This is a genomic window from Butyrivibrio sp. INlla21, from assembly GCF_900116875.1.
Taxonomy (GTDB): Bacteria; Bacillota; Clostridia; order Lachnospirales; family Lachnospiraceae; genus Butyrivibrio.
Genome location: NZ_FPCC01000002.1, coordinates 93144 through 110303, shown reverse-complemented (window position 1 = coordinate 110303; position 17160 = coordinate 93144). Strand labels below are relative to the sequence as shown.

Below are 17160 nucleotides of genomic sequence, written 5' to 3'. Positions count from 1 at the left end.
TAATGAACATGATTTTTAGCCCCCTATTTTGATATTAGTCGTTATCCCAGTCCCTGAAGTCGGGATAGTTTTCTTTAAGGTACTGACGAATCTCCTCTCGCCAAAGCTTTGGAATATCATGAACGTGCCAGATATCACCGGTCATTGGATTGACCTTTCTCTGAATAATTTTATGCACATAATAATTAGTCATTATTCTCGCCTCCAATCACGCTAGCCAGCATGGCAACTGCATCGTCAACGTCACTTACCACTGAGGATAAAGCGTTAATTGTTTCTGCCTGCGCTGATATCTGATCGTTTAAAGAGTTAAGTTGAGTAATGACATCAGCATTACCCAGCTCGATCGAAATAACTGGTGTCTCAGAATCAATATAATTCATAGTGTAGGCAAGAGGTTGTGTATAGCCAGTATACTGACCAACAATCTTACCGTCATCGAGAACTTTTATAATATTACAGTCTTTTGTTGAAGCAACAATCTGTTCCATTGTGTAGTTGCTTGGATAGATTGTAGCTTGGAGTCTGGTAAGATCAACATTTAAATCGTTCACCAGATTAAAAGAAACAGAATTAAAGTTAATGGTTTTCATAAGTAAAATACCTCCATTGGAGAGATGTTTGTTAGGTAATAGATATAATACTGATTAAACTGTGCGTCGCGGTAAGTATTTTGATTAGTTGGCTATTAACTGAAGTGTTGTGAATTTAGCCCATTGCCCCTGACCATAGCTACCAACTTCAACATATAGACCACCGCAATTTGTTATTGCCCATGAACCGCCAGCTACATCATTATACGTCTTTGGATTAGACCATAGAGTAACCCATTGACTGCCGTTATGTACTTGTATATTTGAATTTTGCGCTTTTGGATAATCGCCACTACAGTGATATGCGCCTAGACTCAACGTCTTATAACGACCGGTTGGCCAGTAAAACCACATTTTTGTTGAAGTCGCTCCGTTACCAGACCCTGTACCTTCGCAAGCGATTGACTCCCAGTACACATTAAACTTGGCATCTGCTTTACCTTTGTTATACACATTTGTGGCATTGGCATACCTATATGTATTAGTCGCGCCGAGGTCTTTTGTTCCACCCGTATCATTTGCGGGGAATGTGTAAGTTCCACTGTTACTGTTGGGTACTGATGTGGTTGTTACATATCTATAATTAGATTCCGCACCCATATCGATGTTTGCAGCTCTAGATGTAGGAGTATATGTACCAGTCGGCAATAATGCATTTACAGTAACCTGGTCTAAATATTTTCCTGAATCTGGCGTTACTATCTGTGAACTTCTAGAGCTAGTAACTGTCTTTTGCTGAGCTTCAAAAGTTCCAACCAAATCTATGTCATCCTCATTTGAGAATGTGACCCCTGCTCTTACATCGCCCGGAAGTGCATTACCTGTAGGGCTAACGCCGCCCACACATTCAAAAATAGCCATATCACACCTCCTCAATGATAAGATACACAACCATAGATGCAGTCTGTGCTTTAAATGTCATTGTTACTTCATGTGCTGCCGTAAGTGTCATAGTAAGTGGCATCTTACCAAACGCATTTGTAGCAGGTCTTAATATTTTTGTATTGTCTGACGCATCAGCCGGAATTGCATTGTCGGTAAACACTACTGTTGTTTGATTTGACTCCAATAACTGTTCTAATCTAACAAGTTTTTTCTGTTTGCCCTGCTCTAATGCAAGAATGAGATCAGTAATTGTGTCTGAAAGCTCACAGTTAGTTCCTATAGCCCACGTTGTGCCTTCATACACCGTATCTGTAACTCTGCAAAATGTTCCGTCCATTAAAAATATTCTATCTCCTGCATGGAAGGTCTTAGATGCTGTTTCCGTTCTTTCATATGTAGCAATATCTTCCATAACTTCTTCTGGAGATTGATTGAAAAGGCGATACATAAGATCGGCAAGAGTAGCTTCTTCAACATTTATACCGGGCATAAATGCATGTCCGATTTCTATCTGCTGCGTTGCCCTGTACAATTTTCTGTCTTCCGCCAAATAGAATACCTCATTAATTCTATGCGGTTGACTAGCAACATCTAAAGGTTCAGTTGGTCCAATAGAGCTCCTTGTAGTTGTATCGCGGATGTCCTGATCAACACCGCCGACAGTAATAATATCAACTTCATTATTTAATGATGGCATTTTTCATATTCCTCCTTATGGTGTTGATAAGATAAGTCTGCTTCCAGAAACTGAGCCTGCAGTATTCGGTAAAATAACCCTATTTTGACTTACGTAGATATATTTGATTGCGTCTATCTGATTCTGCAGATTTGTTGCGGCATCTTGCGATAGCTGACCCTGAATGTGCTCATACCACGCTGTGATATCAGCCTGTGTTCTAGATAGATATCCATTCATTCTTGCTTGGAAGTCTGTCCAGAACGAATCAAACTCTGAACCAAGATTAGAAAGCATATCGTCAATGCGAGCATCCCCAGCCTCAACAAAATCTTCGAATCCAGCATCTATTCTTTCCATGAAACTATTAAATGCTGCATTAGACAGATACATGAAATCGTTATAGCTATTCTCAAACTGAATAAGCTCTTCCGATGCATTGTTAGTAAATGCTGTCCACCACTCATCATATGTTGCTTCTGATGTAGCCATAAACTCATCAAAAGTAGCATGACTATTGGACATAAATGTCCTGAACTCATTATTATTTGCATTAAACCATTGCGTGTACTGAGATTCCCATCGAGCAACCAAATCATCAATGTTCATATTCTGAACAGCACCGGTAACGAACGGACAAGCCGATGTACCAACCGTATTTACAATATCTGCTTGGGTTATATATGTAGCTCCTGCTCTTACACGACAATATGCTAAAGGATGCTGATGAATGAGATCAGAATTGACTAGGCTTGGGTATGTTGGATTTGTTGATGGGGTTCCTGCAACGAGGACTAAACTATTTCTTCTAGCCTCATTTCTCTCATCAATCTCAAGACACACAGCGACGTATTTATCAAGTAACACCTCCGGTTGAGGTAATAACATTGCATAAATAGAATCATTAAGTGTCCAGGTATGATCGAACCATGCTCTACCAGTTTCTACATTTACCTGAAATCCATCACCGGAAGCTTTAACCATCATTTTTCCGCCAATCTTCATAAACACTCCATCTTCAATTACACCATCAAAGATAGAGCCGAACTGTTTAGCGGAATATCTCCTATCTCCCTCTCTGGAGTTGAAAAACCCGTATGTCAGTGCCATTTAGTTAATCCTCCGTTTTATAGACTTCGAATGTCGGGTAGTATTTAGACCCATCAGAAGTATTATCTGAATACACGAATTCTATTATTCGCGATGCAGTTTCGAAGCCATATTCATTTCTTATTTGAACTAAATCTCCCATAAAGAAATCTTCCCCATATATGAAAGACTCAAAAGGGTCAGTCTCACCATCAAATTCTTCAGTCATTTTTGCTTCAGATAGTTTTTCTACTCCCCTTTGATCGAGGAGTGCGTTATACTCTGCATCTGATAAATCGTTTCCATCTTCATCTTTAGACTGAATATCTCTTGCGTCTGTGAATAGTTCTCTTCTATTTATTCCAGATGCAGAACCTACTGTTCTAGTCTTTCTTTCCACACCTTCGCCTTCTCCCGCGACAAGTGTTACATTTTTATAAGATTTATCATCTTTTGTATAATTGGAATTCAGTAGATTCTCGAATTTTGGTGAAAAGACAACATAATTATTTGCAGTCTGATTATATGACCGGTCTGCGCCCATATATAAAGAAAATACAAGTTGCTTATTATCGTTCAGAACAAGTTTATATCCTATCTTATTCTGTTCACAGATTTCATTAATAACGTCTAATAGATTATCCCCTGTATACTGAGCAGTTAAAGTTAATGATGTTATTCTTGGATCTGAGCTATCCTGAAATATAACATTTGGAATTCTTCTTGCTGCTATTGATGGCGAAATGACATTCTCATTTAAAAGTCTTTTTACCGCATTTTGAAGATTTGCGTTATTGAAATCTGTTTGTCTCCATATGATACGTCTATCGAGGATAGACTCTAAGCTTCTCCCAGTAACGGTTACCTTATTACCATCCTCGATATCAGTATCAATCTTAATACTCTCGATAATCATAGTTTTATCAGAGTAATTATTTGATAAAAATGCTCCACACTGTATGTATGAAAACAGTTTGGATTCTGCCGGAATATACAGCTCAAATTCTCCAGGCTTGTTATACCTATCAACCCATAAAGCTGACTCGTAGTGATCCATAACCACGATTTTGTCGTAGTTTGAATTGAGCACGTAAAGAATCATAGCTTATACTCCTTGTAATAGTATGTCTGCTTTTATCGTGAATTCCACATCCAACTCTCCTGCCTGACAGGTATAAGAGAAAATATTATCACCAGGGTGAATAGTAAACCAGTCTGCATCCTTATCTATTGTGTTAAGAATATTGGTTGTCCTACCGTCTCTGATAAAATGAATGTATTTATCGTTCTGATAAGTTGAGATTCTAATCTCGTCGCCGTATTTAATAGGCGACCCTATAAGAGTCTCGACTTTATTCGTATCTATTGTCATTCTTTCTCTTGTTGTATTGTTGTAGATTGTCGGGTGTGTAAATCTGCCATAAGCGAACATAGACATAATGATTCCAGAATCAGCTTCTCCTTTATACCTGATAACATTCTCCCTCTTAACCTCAATAGCTGAGAATTCAAGAGTAGGACTTAAGTCATCAGGGTCCTCAAATTCAAACTCAAATCTATGATCTACATCAGAGAATAATATTTCCTGTGAACCTTCAAGACCATGCTTTTTAAGCCATGGGGATTCACATTTTACAGTTATGGCTGTATCAGAATCTTCCCTGAATATATCAGGTTCATTTTCCTCTACATACCCATCTACTTCTGCAGATCGATTATCTGTTTCAAATATGAGATGCACTTTCCTCTTTAAAGGAAAGTATTTATATGTAAGCTGTCTAGAATCTTCTACTGATAAATCATTAGAAGGGATAAATAAGAAATGAAAGATAATATCCCTTTCATTACCCCTTGCTATTTGAAACTTCTTACCATCCATTGTGGCGATGCTTTTCATAATAACATCAGCCTTAGGAGGCCCGAGGCCCTCTATCTCTGTGATAAAGAGCCCCGTTCTAGGTTCAGTGTCGTTAAGAGTAATAGTTATACTTTCACCAAACTCATTGGTGATTGTCACGCCTTTAATCATGCCATTACTCCTTTAAGCTGAGATATTTGATTTTTAGTCTGCCTATAGATTTCATATCTAGACAAAGACTTAGGTGAATAGTTATTCTGAGTGAAATTGATCTGGCTAGGTGAATTCTTTGTATTATTGGCCTCATTTTGACTAACAGCTGCATCGACAGGAATAGCCATGATATCGCTAAGTTCTTCGAGCTGCTCTCTTACATAAGTAAGGTCAAGAATAGGGGTAATAACAGGATTAAAGTCAAATTCTGAATTTAAGATATCCTGAATTCTACCAGAAGAAATTCCATCAATAGCACTTTCTGCTACATTCCTTGCTGCATTGTAAACATTGCCTGCTCCATCTTCAATACCAATTGCATATCCCTGTGAAATAAATCCACCGAGCTTTCTGGTTACCTTTGAAGGTGAATTGATATCAGGAATTGACTCTAATATAGCAATAACTGCTTCAGCCATAGCTCTAGCAGCTGCAATTGCTTCTTCAGCATAGTCATTAATACCGTCTCTAAGACCAAGAGCAATGTTCATACCAACATCGTATGCAATCTGAGGAAGTGTCTTTCCTTCATCACCAAATGGTCCACGAAGTGTATTCATGATTCCAGTTCCAAGCATAAGAAGCTGTGTAAGAAGGAATACCTCATTAGCAACCAGTGCATTAATCATAGACTGAATAATGCCGAAGTTAGCGAAGTTATAGAACCACATAGACTGTCCGCCTTCACCCATTTCAAAGAGTGTATTAAACATCTCTTTCATATGCTCGACAAAGAGTGTAATTGCTTCGTCAATTAAGTCAAATGTGGTGAGTGCTTCACACATTGCTGTGATAATAGGGTTAGGTTCTTCTTCACTTGTCTCTAAGATGCTCGCAAAGAGATTTCCAAGCATTGTAGTTCCAACCTGCTCAAATACTTCAGGCCCAAGTCCAGTCTCAAATGCTTCAACAATTTCTCTGCAAAGCATTCCAATAATGTTTATTGTTATTGGTTGACCCGCTCTAAAACCATCTCTAAATCCAAGCTGTGAGTACCAACCTCTCTGCCACATTACTTTAGAAGGTGAGTGAATCTGAAGTGTTTCATCAACTCCCTCAATAGCAGCCTTTGCAAGACCTTGGGCTGCTGCATGAGCTTGCTTATGATCATCAAGGGCAGTTGAGAATCCCTTAGCCGCCATTTCTCCGGCATAAATAAAGCCAGCCTGAACAATAGATGCTTGAGACTCTGGAAGAGACATTGATGTTGCAAAGAGCTGATTTGCTTCTTGAAGCTGCTCATCTGTCATCTGAACAAACGCTGCAACCGTTTCATAACCCTTAGGTCCCATTTCGGCAAGCTTCTGATAAAGAGCCTGATCAATGCCACGCTCAGCAAGAACAGCAAGACGATGTGACCATGAAGCAAAACCATCAATGTTTGACTTCATGTTTTCAAGCATCTGATTTGCTGTGATTCCTTGCTTAATCTCAAACTTGTTAAAGATATCAAGCTGATTTGTGATGGTGTCTTTGAGGGTCTCGCCAAAATCTTTAAGGTCTTTACCGGCTTTACCGGCTTTACCTCCAGCCCCCTCAAGTGCATCACCAAATCCATTAGCAGCATCAGTGCCACCAAGTAAATTATCAGTTAGATTGCTTGTTTCATCATTTATGAAATCCATGGGATTAGCAAGATCGCCAAAAAGCTCTTTGCCTTTATCAAGTCCTGAGTTAACCTTCTCTTGGATATTAGCGAATAGGCCTGCTTTCTTAGAAGTGCCATCAAGTTGTCTGCCAAACTTCTCAGCTTGAGCTCCTGCTGTTCCAAGGTCTTTACTCATATCATTGGTAGCACCAGAGACACTCGTGCCCATTCCGCTAAAAGCAGAACTAATCATATCACCTACACCGCTAAGCCAAGACGAGAGACTTGATAATAGCGATTTTCCAAATCCATCACCAATCTGTTCTCCTGATTGTTGAGCGGCGGATACAGCCGTTTGATTATTGGCAAATGCTGTTCCTGTGTCTGTAAGTAAATCGTCTACTACACCCGGAGGTGAATGCCACTTTAATACTGAGGCAAGACCACCTATAAATCCTGTATCTGGATTCTTTCCACCAGCTATTTTCTGTGCAAGTGTTGTTGCTGCTGCTATTACTTGAACTGCAGCACCACCTTGGAATGCTGACGCCATATCACTTAGTAAACCATTTATTGCTGTTTTTATATTTTCAACAACAGTAACTATGGTGTTACCAACAAGTGTTATTCCATTTGCAAGCACCTCAAAGCCTGTTCCTATACCAGAAAGCGCAACCGTTAATAGCATAAGAGCACCACTAAACGTAGCAATTCCAATACTTGCAGTTATCATTGACGGGGCAAGCAGAGCAAGAACTACTGCTGTACCACCAAACAATAGTAATTCGCCTGCGAGTTTCACGAATGGAACATTTGCTAAGTTTGTAAGCGCAGGAATAAGTAAATTGATTCCGTCTGCTAAAGCAGGTAGAGCTGCCGCAAATACATTAAACGCAACAGCAATTATAAGAAATGAACCAGATGCCATAAGCATTGCTGCTCCAACTACTAATAGAGCTACTGCAAATAAAGGACAAGCAGCTGAAATACCTGCAAGTATTCCAAGGACTCCACCAAGAACACCAATGGCTGCTGCAAACATACCAAATGTGCCCCAGTCGATACCTTCCATCATGCGTAGGGTATTTCCTATTGCAAGCATTGCCGTTGAGACTAGTAAAATAGCACCAGCTGCAACCACACTATCTATAGGATCGACTTTTCCCAATATCAACAATGCTGCCGAGATTGCCAATACTGCTGCTGACATTGCTCCTCCAGCTGCAGCGATGCTTTCCCAAGGTTGCTCTGCTATTTTGGCTAGTGAGATGCCTACAGTTAATAACATAGCAACCATTGTGATTGCTGTTCCGATGTTTGTTGCTTTAGTAGTCATATTACTGATCTTATCCACAACTACGGTAAACATTGTCATTACCCCGGCCATAGCTATCATAGCACCTATAACACCCTCAAGCGGCATATATGATAGAACGGCAAGCGATGCGCCTATTATTGCGAGTGATGCTGCAAGAGCTATCATCGGACCAGTTTTTACATCTTTTATCTTCTCCATAGTAGCCATTAAAACCACCAAGGAAAGCATAACTCCGCCCATAACTGCTAGTGACTCGTTAATATTTGGAGCAGATGAAATTAAAATGGACATTATAGCTATTTCGCCAATGAGTATACCTATGGCTGTACATGCACCAATAAGTGCTGCAACAGCAGGTATGGCCTTTTTAACGTTTCCAGCGGCATATAATATAACCCCTAAAACCGCTCCTATTCCTATAATAGTTGCGTTTGCTGCTACAAGCCCGTTCATATTAGTTTTTGCAATTATATCAACTGCCTTTGCAATTAATATGAATGACCCTCCGAGACCTATCATAGCAACTGCCATAGATTTGAAATCTTTATCAAGCGTTCCTGTAGTATCAAAACTATTAATAGCTGCTATTCCGGCAAAGAATGACAGTATACCAAGCACCATACCCAAAACTGTTGAAAGTGTTGCTGCCCACTGATTTCCATTCATAGATGAAACCATGACACTTATTTCTTTTATAGCTTTTGTTATTAGGTATATGCCGATACCAAGTCCCGCCATTACACCGCCAATACCTTTAAACACGTTTCCTATTGACGGTTTTGCTTGTGATTTCATCTTTGCACTTATAATTGACACAAATCCTATAAAGCCTATTGTTGCTGCGATAAATGTTTTATTAGCATCCATCTTTTTAAGTGCAGTATCAAGCATTTCTGTAAGTGGAAGTTTATTTATTTCATCCACTATGTCACTAAATGCAGGTAATATCATCTGGAGTGCCTTTGCAAGAACAAGAATTCCTAATGCACTTCCAAGCTTAATCTGACCTGCTGCAGCAATAACACCAGCAAGTCCTGCAAACATAGATATAAATCCAGCCCAATGCTTATCAACATCTTCATACGGAAGTTCTGAGAATTCAGCCAAAGCCTTAACAAGCTGTCTCATAGAAAATGCAAGTGCTAATAAAAGCACAGATCCTTTAGGCAAGGTTGCTGAATATTTACTAAGTGCTATCGCGGCTGCAGTTACTCCTCCAAGAAGTACCAATGCCATTTCAACTTTCCACCAAGCTTCATTTGCACTTTCTATATCTATCTTAGATAAAATAGCAAGTGCTGCTGCAAGCACGGTCATTGAAGCTGACAACATAAGAATTGAACGACTTATACCTGAGAAGTTCTTTCTAAACTGGGCACCTTCAATTTTCTTAGATAATGCGCCAATTACAATTGAAAGGACTGTAAATACTCCAACAAAAGCCGCCATTATTCCTGCTGCATTCTTGAGTTTTGTCTGGTCAACTAATGTAAGGAGTGCTAATGAACCAGCAATCATAGCAAACGCCTTCGCTATATCTGTGATCATTGATGTTTTTGAAAATTGTTTCTTCAGAATCTTATTAAGGCTTGTAAATACTCCTGATATAGCAGCTGCCATATCTCTAAATTTTGATGCAACATCAACAGCAGCTCCAACAAGAGCAAGAAGTGCGACAGATAAAGCAATTGCCAGTATTCTACCTGGTGTAAGATTCTTTATAAGATTAGATAAGGCTCCTGTAATAGTATCGAATGCACCTTTTACTTTAGATGTATCGATTCCGAGACTCTCGAAGAATTCGCCTATCTTTTTGGCTGCATCGCTAAGAAGTCCACCCAATACTACAAACACAGATTTTATATAATCAAATATCGTAGTTGAGTTTTTATTAGCTTCTGCAAATCTGGCTCTCAAACCATCAAATAGTTTGGAGAAATTTGTAAATAGTGTGATTATTCCTTTTCCTATAGTGAGTGCCGCTGCGCCTATTACTGTTGCAACGAGTTTTACGGCATTGCCTAATTTTTGGATTGGTGTAAGTGCTTTATTTGAGTTATCACCTACTCCTTTTGTTACTGTTCCGAATATCACACCACTAGAAGATGCAGATGCAAAATTTTCATCCATCTTCTTTATTACAGTATTTACTTTTTCAATTGGTCGCTCTGTTCCTGATATAATCCTCTTTAAAGAATCAAACCCTTTCTTTATCTTTGAAAGTACTGATTGGATAGTCTTTGAATTCTTTATAAAGTTATCTGTCGCAGAAACCAATTTACCAATTATGCTTATAAACTTCTGTGTACCGAGATATACACCGCCAACAAATAAACCACCAAGAAGCTTTAGTGCGCTTATAAGCTTTTCAAATATTCCTGAAAGTGCTTCTGTTATTGTTCTGAATATGCCCATTTCTTCTGCATATTCGGATATGGCTGTAATAAATGCACCTATATACGCAGTAAATGTCGTGAACATCTCGAGAAGCGACCCAAATGGTCTTGCCGCTGGTATAATGGCTTTAACAATTGCGGTGAATGCGGACGCGACAAGTTTTCCTGCATTAAACAATCCTTGGAATGTCAAATATAAATTTCCAAGCATCTTTTCTGAAGGGATAAGGGTCTTTGTAAATTCCTTAAATGACCTTGTAAGCTTATCCAAAGTTTTTGCTCTTTCGCTTGCTTGGTCTGCAAATAAAGAATACCAAGCTTCTCTTACAGCATTAAGTGGTCCTATTACGACATTAAGCAGATTAACGAATGCTTCGATTAAAGAGTTTCTCTCGCTCCATAGTCTTAGCGTCTCATTTCTTCTTTCTCCACCAGCAGCGAATACATCCCACATTGTATTAGCAAGGCCTGTCCAAAGTTTCTTAGCCTGCTCATAGTTACCAAAGATAAGCTCGAATGTATTCATCCAGCCGGTTGAAACTGCATCCTTTACAGAATCAATTGCTTCCCTGAAAGTCTTCGCTTCCTGACCAGCTCTAAATGCTTTGTTACCAAGCGCAAGAGCATCATCAGATAATGATTGCATGGTACTTTCAAGTTCTTCTGTTGATATATTTAAATAATCTGCAGTTTCTTGTAAATCCAGAACTCCATTCTTATAATCATCGACATAATCAAGAAGTTCTGAAGTTGTAAGGTTGCTTTGTGTTTTTCTTAAAGTATCGTATACTTCATTAAGCCTAACTGAGAAGTCACCATATGTTTCCAAAGCTTTAGACATTACTTGCGCAGTCATCCAACCATCTTTCATGTTCTCTTCAAAGTTGGTTAGTGTTACTTCATGACCTTTAAGGGTTTCAAAGTATCCATCAGCAACCTGCGTAAGTGTTCCAGCTGCTACACCGGCTTCTATTAGTGACTGCTTGAACTGCATTGTATCCATTCTTGCGGTCTGAATCCACTTCCAGTTCTGCCTATCCATTTTTCCCTTGGCGATAGCTTTAGAGAAACCTTCCATCGCATGCGAAGCAGATTCTGCATTACCTCCTGCAAGTGCTGCAGCATTCGCAATACCCATCATCTGTGTTACAGCATCATGTAGCGCAACGCCATTTGATGTGAACTTAGCGATATTGTTTGTCATGTCGACAAGATTATATGAAGTCTCGTCGGTAAACCAGTTAAGCTTATTAATTTCATCTGTTACTGTCTTTATATCTTCTCCTGTTGCGGCAATAATTGTCTGTACTGCCTGTGTCTTCATGGCATATTTATCGAAGCCCATAGACACCTGATCAACAGAAAGAGACTTAACAAGTGCTGTTCCCATGTCCATAGCAGCAGATGTAATCTTAGCAATTGCTGTGATACCTGCTATCTCAAGAACAGAGAACTTGCTTGTTGCTTCTGTGATTGTTTCTGTAATTCCGGCTAAAGAAAATCCCTTAGATGCTTTTCCAAGCTCTTCTAAGGATTTTGCCGAGTCAAAGTTAAGTGACTTTTTTAAACTATCCAAGGTGCTCATACTTTGAGCTACATTTTTCTCAAAGTCAGCGTTATTGAACCGCATCTCAACAACGCGTTCATCAATAACTGTTGTCATGAAGTCACCTCCCTTGCTATTTGTGCAATTATGGGACTAATGGCGTCGTCTATGAAATGTTGTCCAGGAACCCAACTTCCAGATTTTGTACAGTGTCCCCTATCGACAAGTACAACAACATTTATTCCACCTTCTATGTCATCATTAGTCCATATGAGCCTTACCTGCCCATCCTCATTAACTATTTCATAGTTCCATGAGCTTGATGCTAAGCCGGTATCGACAGGAGTAGCTGCACGAAGTGCTTCTACCCCCATCTGACCGTATTTGCTTAAAATTGACGTATAGTCTTTATTTAGAAGTGACTTAAAATACTGATCGGTTTTACTAAAATCCCCTTTTCCTCTAAAGTAAACCCCCATTTTGAAGTCATCCTCCATACCTCTTTCTTGCTGCTTCCATTTGTTTTCTTCTAGAAGCAAGATCCGAAGAAGTCATCTTCTTTTTCTTGTTATCCTTTGGTTTGTTGTTAATTGCGCAAATCTTTACTAGAGTTATAAGTCTGTTTAAATGCCAATATTGACATTCAAAAGGAATATTCTGAGCTGTCATCCAATAATAGATTTCTTCAGACGTTATAAACTTACCTTTCTTAGAACTCTTTGTTGCTTCTTTTTCCTCTTCTTCAGAAAAAGTTGTAGCGGTCATTGGATCGTTTATGTACTTACCTATCTCTTCAACTTGTTCTTTAGAGAGGAGCCTTAATGCTAAAGGGTTTTTTGGCTTCTTACCAATAATCATCATTTCGATGTAATCTAAAGACTCTTCAGCCGTTTTTTCAGATGAAAGAAAAGGTTTATGATACTTTGATTCCCATTTAGATATAGAAACAAGTGAATGTTCTAAAATTAGGTCAACTGCATCAGTCTTAATGAACTCTTCTTTTGTTTCATCCCATAACTCTTTTGCGTCAATATGTAGCGGTAACATTTATTTAATCCTTATACAGTAGGAAGTGGTGAAATAGGTGTCATAACCTCCTGTCCCTCAACCAAAGGAACAGTTGACTCAGCCTGAACCTGAGCTGTATCTTTTGCTGTATCTACAAGTGAAAGACCAGCTTTCTCAGCCATCTCACGCTGCTTATGTGCGGCTTCTACTGCTTCCTTAGGGAATATTCCATTTATAAATGCTGCTGCAGCCTTATCATCGGTTGCAAGGAGCATATAAAGATCAGAATAAGCCTCTGTAAACTTGAAGTTATTAAGAACCTCAGGTGTCTTGATGAATGTTCTTCCATCGGGTCCCTTAACACCATAAGACTTATCAACAAGCATCTTGAATGTGTCTGCGAGAGCCTGTCCATCCATCATAGACATGATGTGTTTCATATAGTTCTCAAGACCTCCGGGTGTTCTCCACTCAAGATCAAGAAGCTCACCTTTTGATAAATTAAAGTAGAATGTTTCTGTTCTTTCATTACCGTTATAGTCGGTATATGTGTGATCCCATTTGTACATAAAATAATGTCTCCTTTCATTTTTCCTTACAAAAAGGGAGCCTAGCTCCTTATAGGAAAGCTAAGCCCCCAATTAAATTACTTAAATTAGCCCTGAGCTGAGAAGAAAGATGCAATCTCATCAGGAAGAGGAAGACGTGCAGGAACTGCATCTGCTGCTTCGATTTCATTAACTGCGTCAGCTTCAACTGCTGCCTTACCATAGAGAATCTCCTCGAAAGCTGTAAGCTTCTCAGAATCAACGTTAGTTGATATAATCTGAAGATGAGCTGTAGGCTTCTTTCCTGCAACATTTACAGGTGTTGTAGCAACTGTCCATGAGAATGTTGTAGGCTCGGGTGACTCATTAACAGTTCCGCGGCTCTTCTCAGAAGGCTGAGCCTTGCAACCATAAGCAATGTGGATAATATATCCTGCATCACCAAGATCATTTACATCATCACCGATAAGTGTTCTCCATGAGAACGCAAATCCCTTTCTTGACTGCTGAGAAACAAGTACTCCAGGAGCAATCTCTGCTGTTCCATCGCACTCGTCGAACTCCTTAGGAGACTGGAAAGCCTCAATTGTAAATCCGAAGTCCTCGGCAGAAAGGATTGATGCATACTTAATATTATCTGCGTAATGCTTGTTCTCCTCTGCACCTGAAGGAGACTCATTAACTGCTGTAAGACCATTCCATACAACACCAGCATCATATGTTCCTGCTGTTGTGCCAGTCTTGAAAAGCATTCCTCTATCTACGCCGGCTTCAAACTTCTTCTCGCCGACAGCATCCCATACTGCAAGTATAGCCATTTTCATTCCTCCTTGTTAATATACCAATCTGAACTGGTCGTAATGTTTGTTATCTGATTGATAATGCCTTTGTTGCACGCTCATAGGAAGTTGTGCAAGTTTCAAAGGTAAATCAGAATCTGGATCGTCATAGATGCATGTAACGTAGTACACTTTATCTATCTTGTAAGGTAAATTGTCTGCGTAATCAGGCTCTAGTTTTGCCCTTTCATATACGATGCATGGAAACTTCATCTTAAAATCTGAAGGCGGTTCAAAGTAAACATTATTTGAGCCTAATAGATTACGGAGTAGATTGCTCAGGTTCAACCGTTGGCCCATTGTATACCTCCCCTAGGTTAAGAATTATTCTTGGATAGTTAGTCTGATCAACAGAAGTAACTTCCCAATAATTATTGTTCCATTTCACATATTTAATTGAAGGGAAATGCTGATTGATATACGGATCTGCGACTATACTTATCCGGCTGTTAATGACAATATTGTCATTTGTTGATGTTGTCACTTCAACTGAACGATTGGTTTTCTGCAACACTTCGCCAGAGTATTCTTTCTCTGATGGAACAGGTTTCCATACATCTGGAGCTGTTTCAGTCTGAATACAAAAGCCTACAAAACCGTGAAATCTCATCATTTCCCTCCAATATTTTTAGGCAAAAAAATAAGAGCTTAAAGCTCTACCGATTTACCCTTATTTTGACATTTCCTTAATTAGCCCTGAGCCTCGTTATTAGCCTGGGTCTCATTGAGAAGGATTGTCATTGCTGAGAAAGGTCTTGTAAGTGCACCAGACATTCTTGTCTCAATGAGGTACTGATACTCATTGAACTTGATGTCGAAATCATCGAACATGCCCTTCTCGCGGTTTGTATCTCCACCTACTGTATAGTCGTTAAGGTTAACGATTACACCAAGGAGATCCTTATTATCAACCTGCTTGCCTTCCATAACTTCTACAGTTACAATTCTAGCAACACGAAGTTTTGTAGCAAGTGCATTGATATCGTTGTAAAGAGGGTGACCCATCTTATCTTCAAGAAGGAGGCACTCTGTGAGAACATCCTCAGTTGTGAAGAGTGTGGGGTTACCTGATCCCTTATACTGCTTACGAGCACGAAGAGTTGCCTTAATGAACTCCTTGTACTTTACATCTTCGTCAGCATTAGATGCAACGTTAACGTTAACCTTGATGTTGTAAAGAGGTACGTCGTTAACGATAGATCTGATGTGATCCTCTTTGATCTTATACTTGTTGTTGGCTGTTCTGCCATCACCGATAAGGATTGCACGAGCCTTCTCCTCATCAAGCATGATCTGCATCTCTTTCTTAATCCAAACTACAACATCGAACTCCTCGATATCAAGGATGTCATCTCTGTCAAGTGTCTGGAACTTATAGATTGTCTGAGGGTCAGTTGTTCTTCCCAAGAGCTCGAATACTTCGGGATCTTTCTCATCACCCTTTGTGTAACCCTTTGCTCTAGCCTCATCTTCAGTGATGTTAGCATACATTGACTTGATTCTCTTGAAAGGAACCTTCTTAACACCACCCATAACAACATCAACCCAAGTTGTATCTCTCTTGATAAACTCAGGAATAGCTGACTGAGCCTTGTAATCAGGGAAGAGCATATCAAGGTCTCTTACACCATAAGTCTGGCTTGCTGTTGAGTTGCTGGGAAGTAAGTTCATTCCTGTTGTGTCAATTGAGTGTGCAAGGCAATAATCGTTGAAAGCCTGCTTGAGTGATCCACCGGTCTTAGCTGAATCGAAGATAGCCTTAACATCTGAGTGCTCAAGAACATTCTCCTGCTTCTTCTCATCAACTTCAAACATATTCTGTTTCATTATTTCTCCTCCTTCGTCTGAGTGTTCTACTTCGTCGTCGGAATCATCAGATGTAACCATTCCAACGAGTGCTGCACATACTTTCTTGTACTTTTTTGGCATCTCTTCGTATGCCTCGGCAAGGGTCTGTCCGCCTTCAGATTCCTCTTTGTTGTCATCTGAGTGCTTCAATTCGTCATCTTCCTTGTCTTCTTTGGAATCTTCTTTATTTTCAGTCTCATCTGCCTGTTCCTTAGATTCCTCTTCTTTAGATTCATCTTTCTCGTCCTCATCTTCCTCATCGTCATCTGAGTGAGAAATGAAATCTTCTGTGAATTCACAATCGCCTTCTGCGTTGTAGAAGAACATTCCTGTTTCTCCATCCACACCATGTTCAAAGAACTCATCTATAAGAGCTTCTTTGTTAGCACCAGCTAACACAAGGCTAACTTCTTTAATATCTCCGTGCATAACGTCACCATTCTGTTCAGAAAGGTTGTTTGCAAAGATTGAGAAGCTTACAAGAGATCCTGAATGAACAAGTTCTTTGGCAGTATTACCCATATCGGTATTAGCGCATTTAGCATAGCCGTATACGCCTTCGTCTCTGTTTTCAAGGTCTACATAACCAAGCACATTATCAAGATCTTCGTGATTATGGTTGTAGACGAGAGAGACTCTCTTACCATCCATGTGGGCAAAAGCATTGTGACGGATTGTTCTGCCATCTGAGCATTTAACGTCGTTCTTCGTTACCCATCCGGCAAAGTCATAATCTTTGGTTTTTGCTCCCATTT

Annotated in this window: 14 protein-coding genes; all 14 read right to left on the bottom strand. The window is 39.6% G+C overall.

Annotated elements, in window-relative coordinates; all coding sequences use genetic code 11:
* Positions 1–34 precede the first annotated feature (34 nt).
* Positions 35–193 (bottom strand): hypothetical protein, encoded by a 159-nt coding sequence (locus tag BM377_RS16210; RefSeq protein ID WP_177223751.1) that lies wholly within the window; start codon positions 191–193, stop codon positions 35–37.
* Complete coding sequence (locus BM377_RS00640; RefSeq protein WP_092242146.1) at positions 186–593, bottom strand: hypothetical protein; 408 nt, start codon at positions 591–593, stop codon at positions 186–188. The genes BM377_RS16210 and BM377_RS00640 overlap by 8 nt, the downstream gene beginning before the upstream one ends.
* A gap of 84 nt (positions 594–677) precedes the next feature.
* On the bottom strand, positions 678–1454 hold the full coding sequence (locus BM377_RS00635) for a hypothetical protein (RefSeq protein WP_092242145.1): 777 nt from the start codon (positions 1452–1454) through the stop codon (positions 678–680).
* Position 1455: 1 nt separating this feature from the next.
* A complete protein-coding gene (locus BM377_RS00630; RefSeq protein ID WP_092242144.1) occupies positions 1456–2175 on the bottom strand; it encodes a hypothetical protein in 720 nt (239 codons plus the stop codon).
* Between the two features lie 15 nt (positions 2176–2190).
* Positions 2191–3264: a hypothetical protein gene (locus BM377_RS00625; protein ID WP_092242141.1), complete on the bottom strand. Its 1074-nt coding sequence runs from the start codon at positions 3262–3264 to the stop codon at positions 2191–2193.
* A gap of 4 nt (positions 3265–3268) precedes the next feature.
* A complete protein-coding gene (locus BM377_RS00620; protein WP_092242138.1) occupies positions 3269–4345 on the bottom strand; it encodes a siphovirus ReqiPepy6 Gp37-like family protein in 1077 nt (358 codons plus the stop codon).
* A gap of 3 nt (positions 4346–4348) precedes the next feature.
* Positions 4349–5272 carry a phage tail family protein gene (locus tag BM377_RS00615; protein WP_092242135.1) on the bottom strand — a complete coding sequence of 308 codons (924 nt, stop codon included), beginning with the start codon at positions 5270–5272 and terminating at the stop codon, positions 4349–4351.
* Positions 5269–12279, bottom strand: a complete 7011-nt coding sequence (locus BM377_RS00610) for a hypothetical protein (protein WP_092242133.1) — start codon at positions 12277–12279, stop codon at positions 5269–5271. The genes BM377_RS00615 and BM377_RS00610 overlap by 4 nt, the downstream gene beginning before the upstream one ends.
* Positions 12276–12641: an HK97 gp10 family phage protein gene (locus BM377_RS00605; RefSeq protein ID WP_143104439.1), complete on the bottom strand. Its 366-nt coding sequence runs from the start codon at positions 12639–12641 to the stop codon at positions 12276–12278. The genes BM377_RS00610 and BM377_RS00605 overlap by 4 nt, the downstream gene beginning before the upstream one ends.
* Positions 12642–12648: 7 nt before the next feature.
* Complete coding sequence (locus BM377_RS00600; RefSeq protein WP_092242125.1) at positions 12649–13209, bottom strand: hypothetical protein; 561 nt, start codon at positions 13207–13209, stop codon at positions 12649–12651.
* 11 nt (positions 13210–13220) lie between these two features.
* On the bottom strand, positions 13221–13739 hold the full coding sequence (locus BM377_RS00595; protein WP_177223750.1) for a hypothetical protein: 519 nt from the start codon (positions 13737–13739) through the stop codon (positions 13221–13223).
* A gap of 86 nt (positions 13740–13825) precedes the next feature.
* The gene (locus BM377_RS00590) at positions 13826–14536 is read right to left on the bottom strand and encodes a hypothetical protein (protein WP_092242122.1); all 711 of its coding nucleotides are present in this window, start codon (positions 14534–14536) and stop codon (positions 13826–13828) included.
* A gap of 283 nt (positions 14537–14819) precedes the next feature.
* Positions 14820–15170, bottom strand: a complete 351-nt coding sequence (locus BM377_RS00580; RefSeq protein WP_177223749.1) for a DUF7253 family protein — start codon at positions 15168–15170, stop codon at positions 14820–14822.
* Positions 15171–15247: 77 nt separating this feature from the next.
* Entirely contained in the window at positions 15248–17158 is a 1911-nt protein-coding gene (locus BM377_RS00575; RefSeq protein WP_092242111.1) for a hypothetical protein, read from the bottom strand.
* Positions 17159–17160 lie beyond the last annotated feature (2 nt).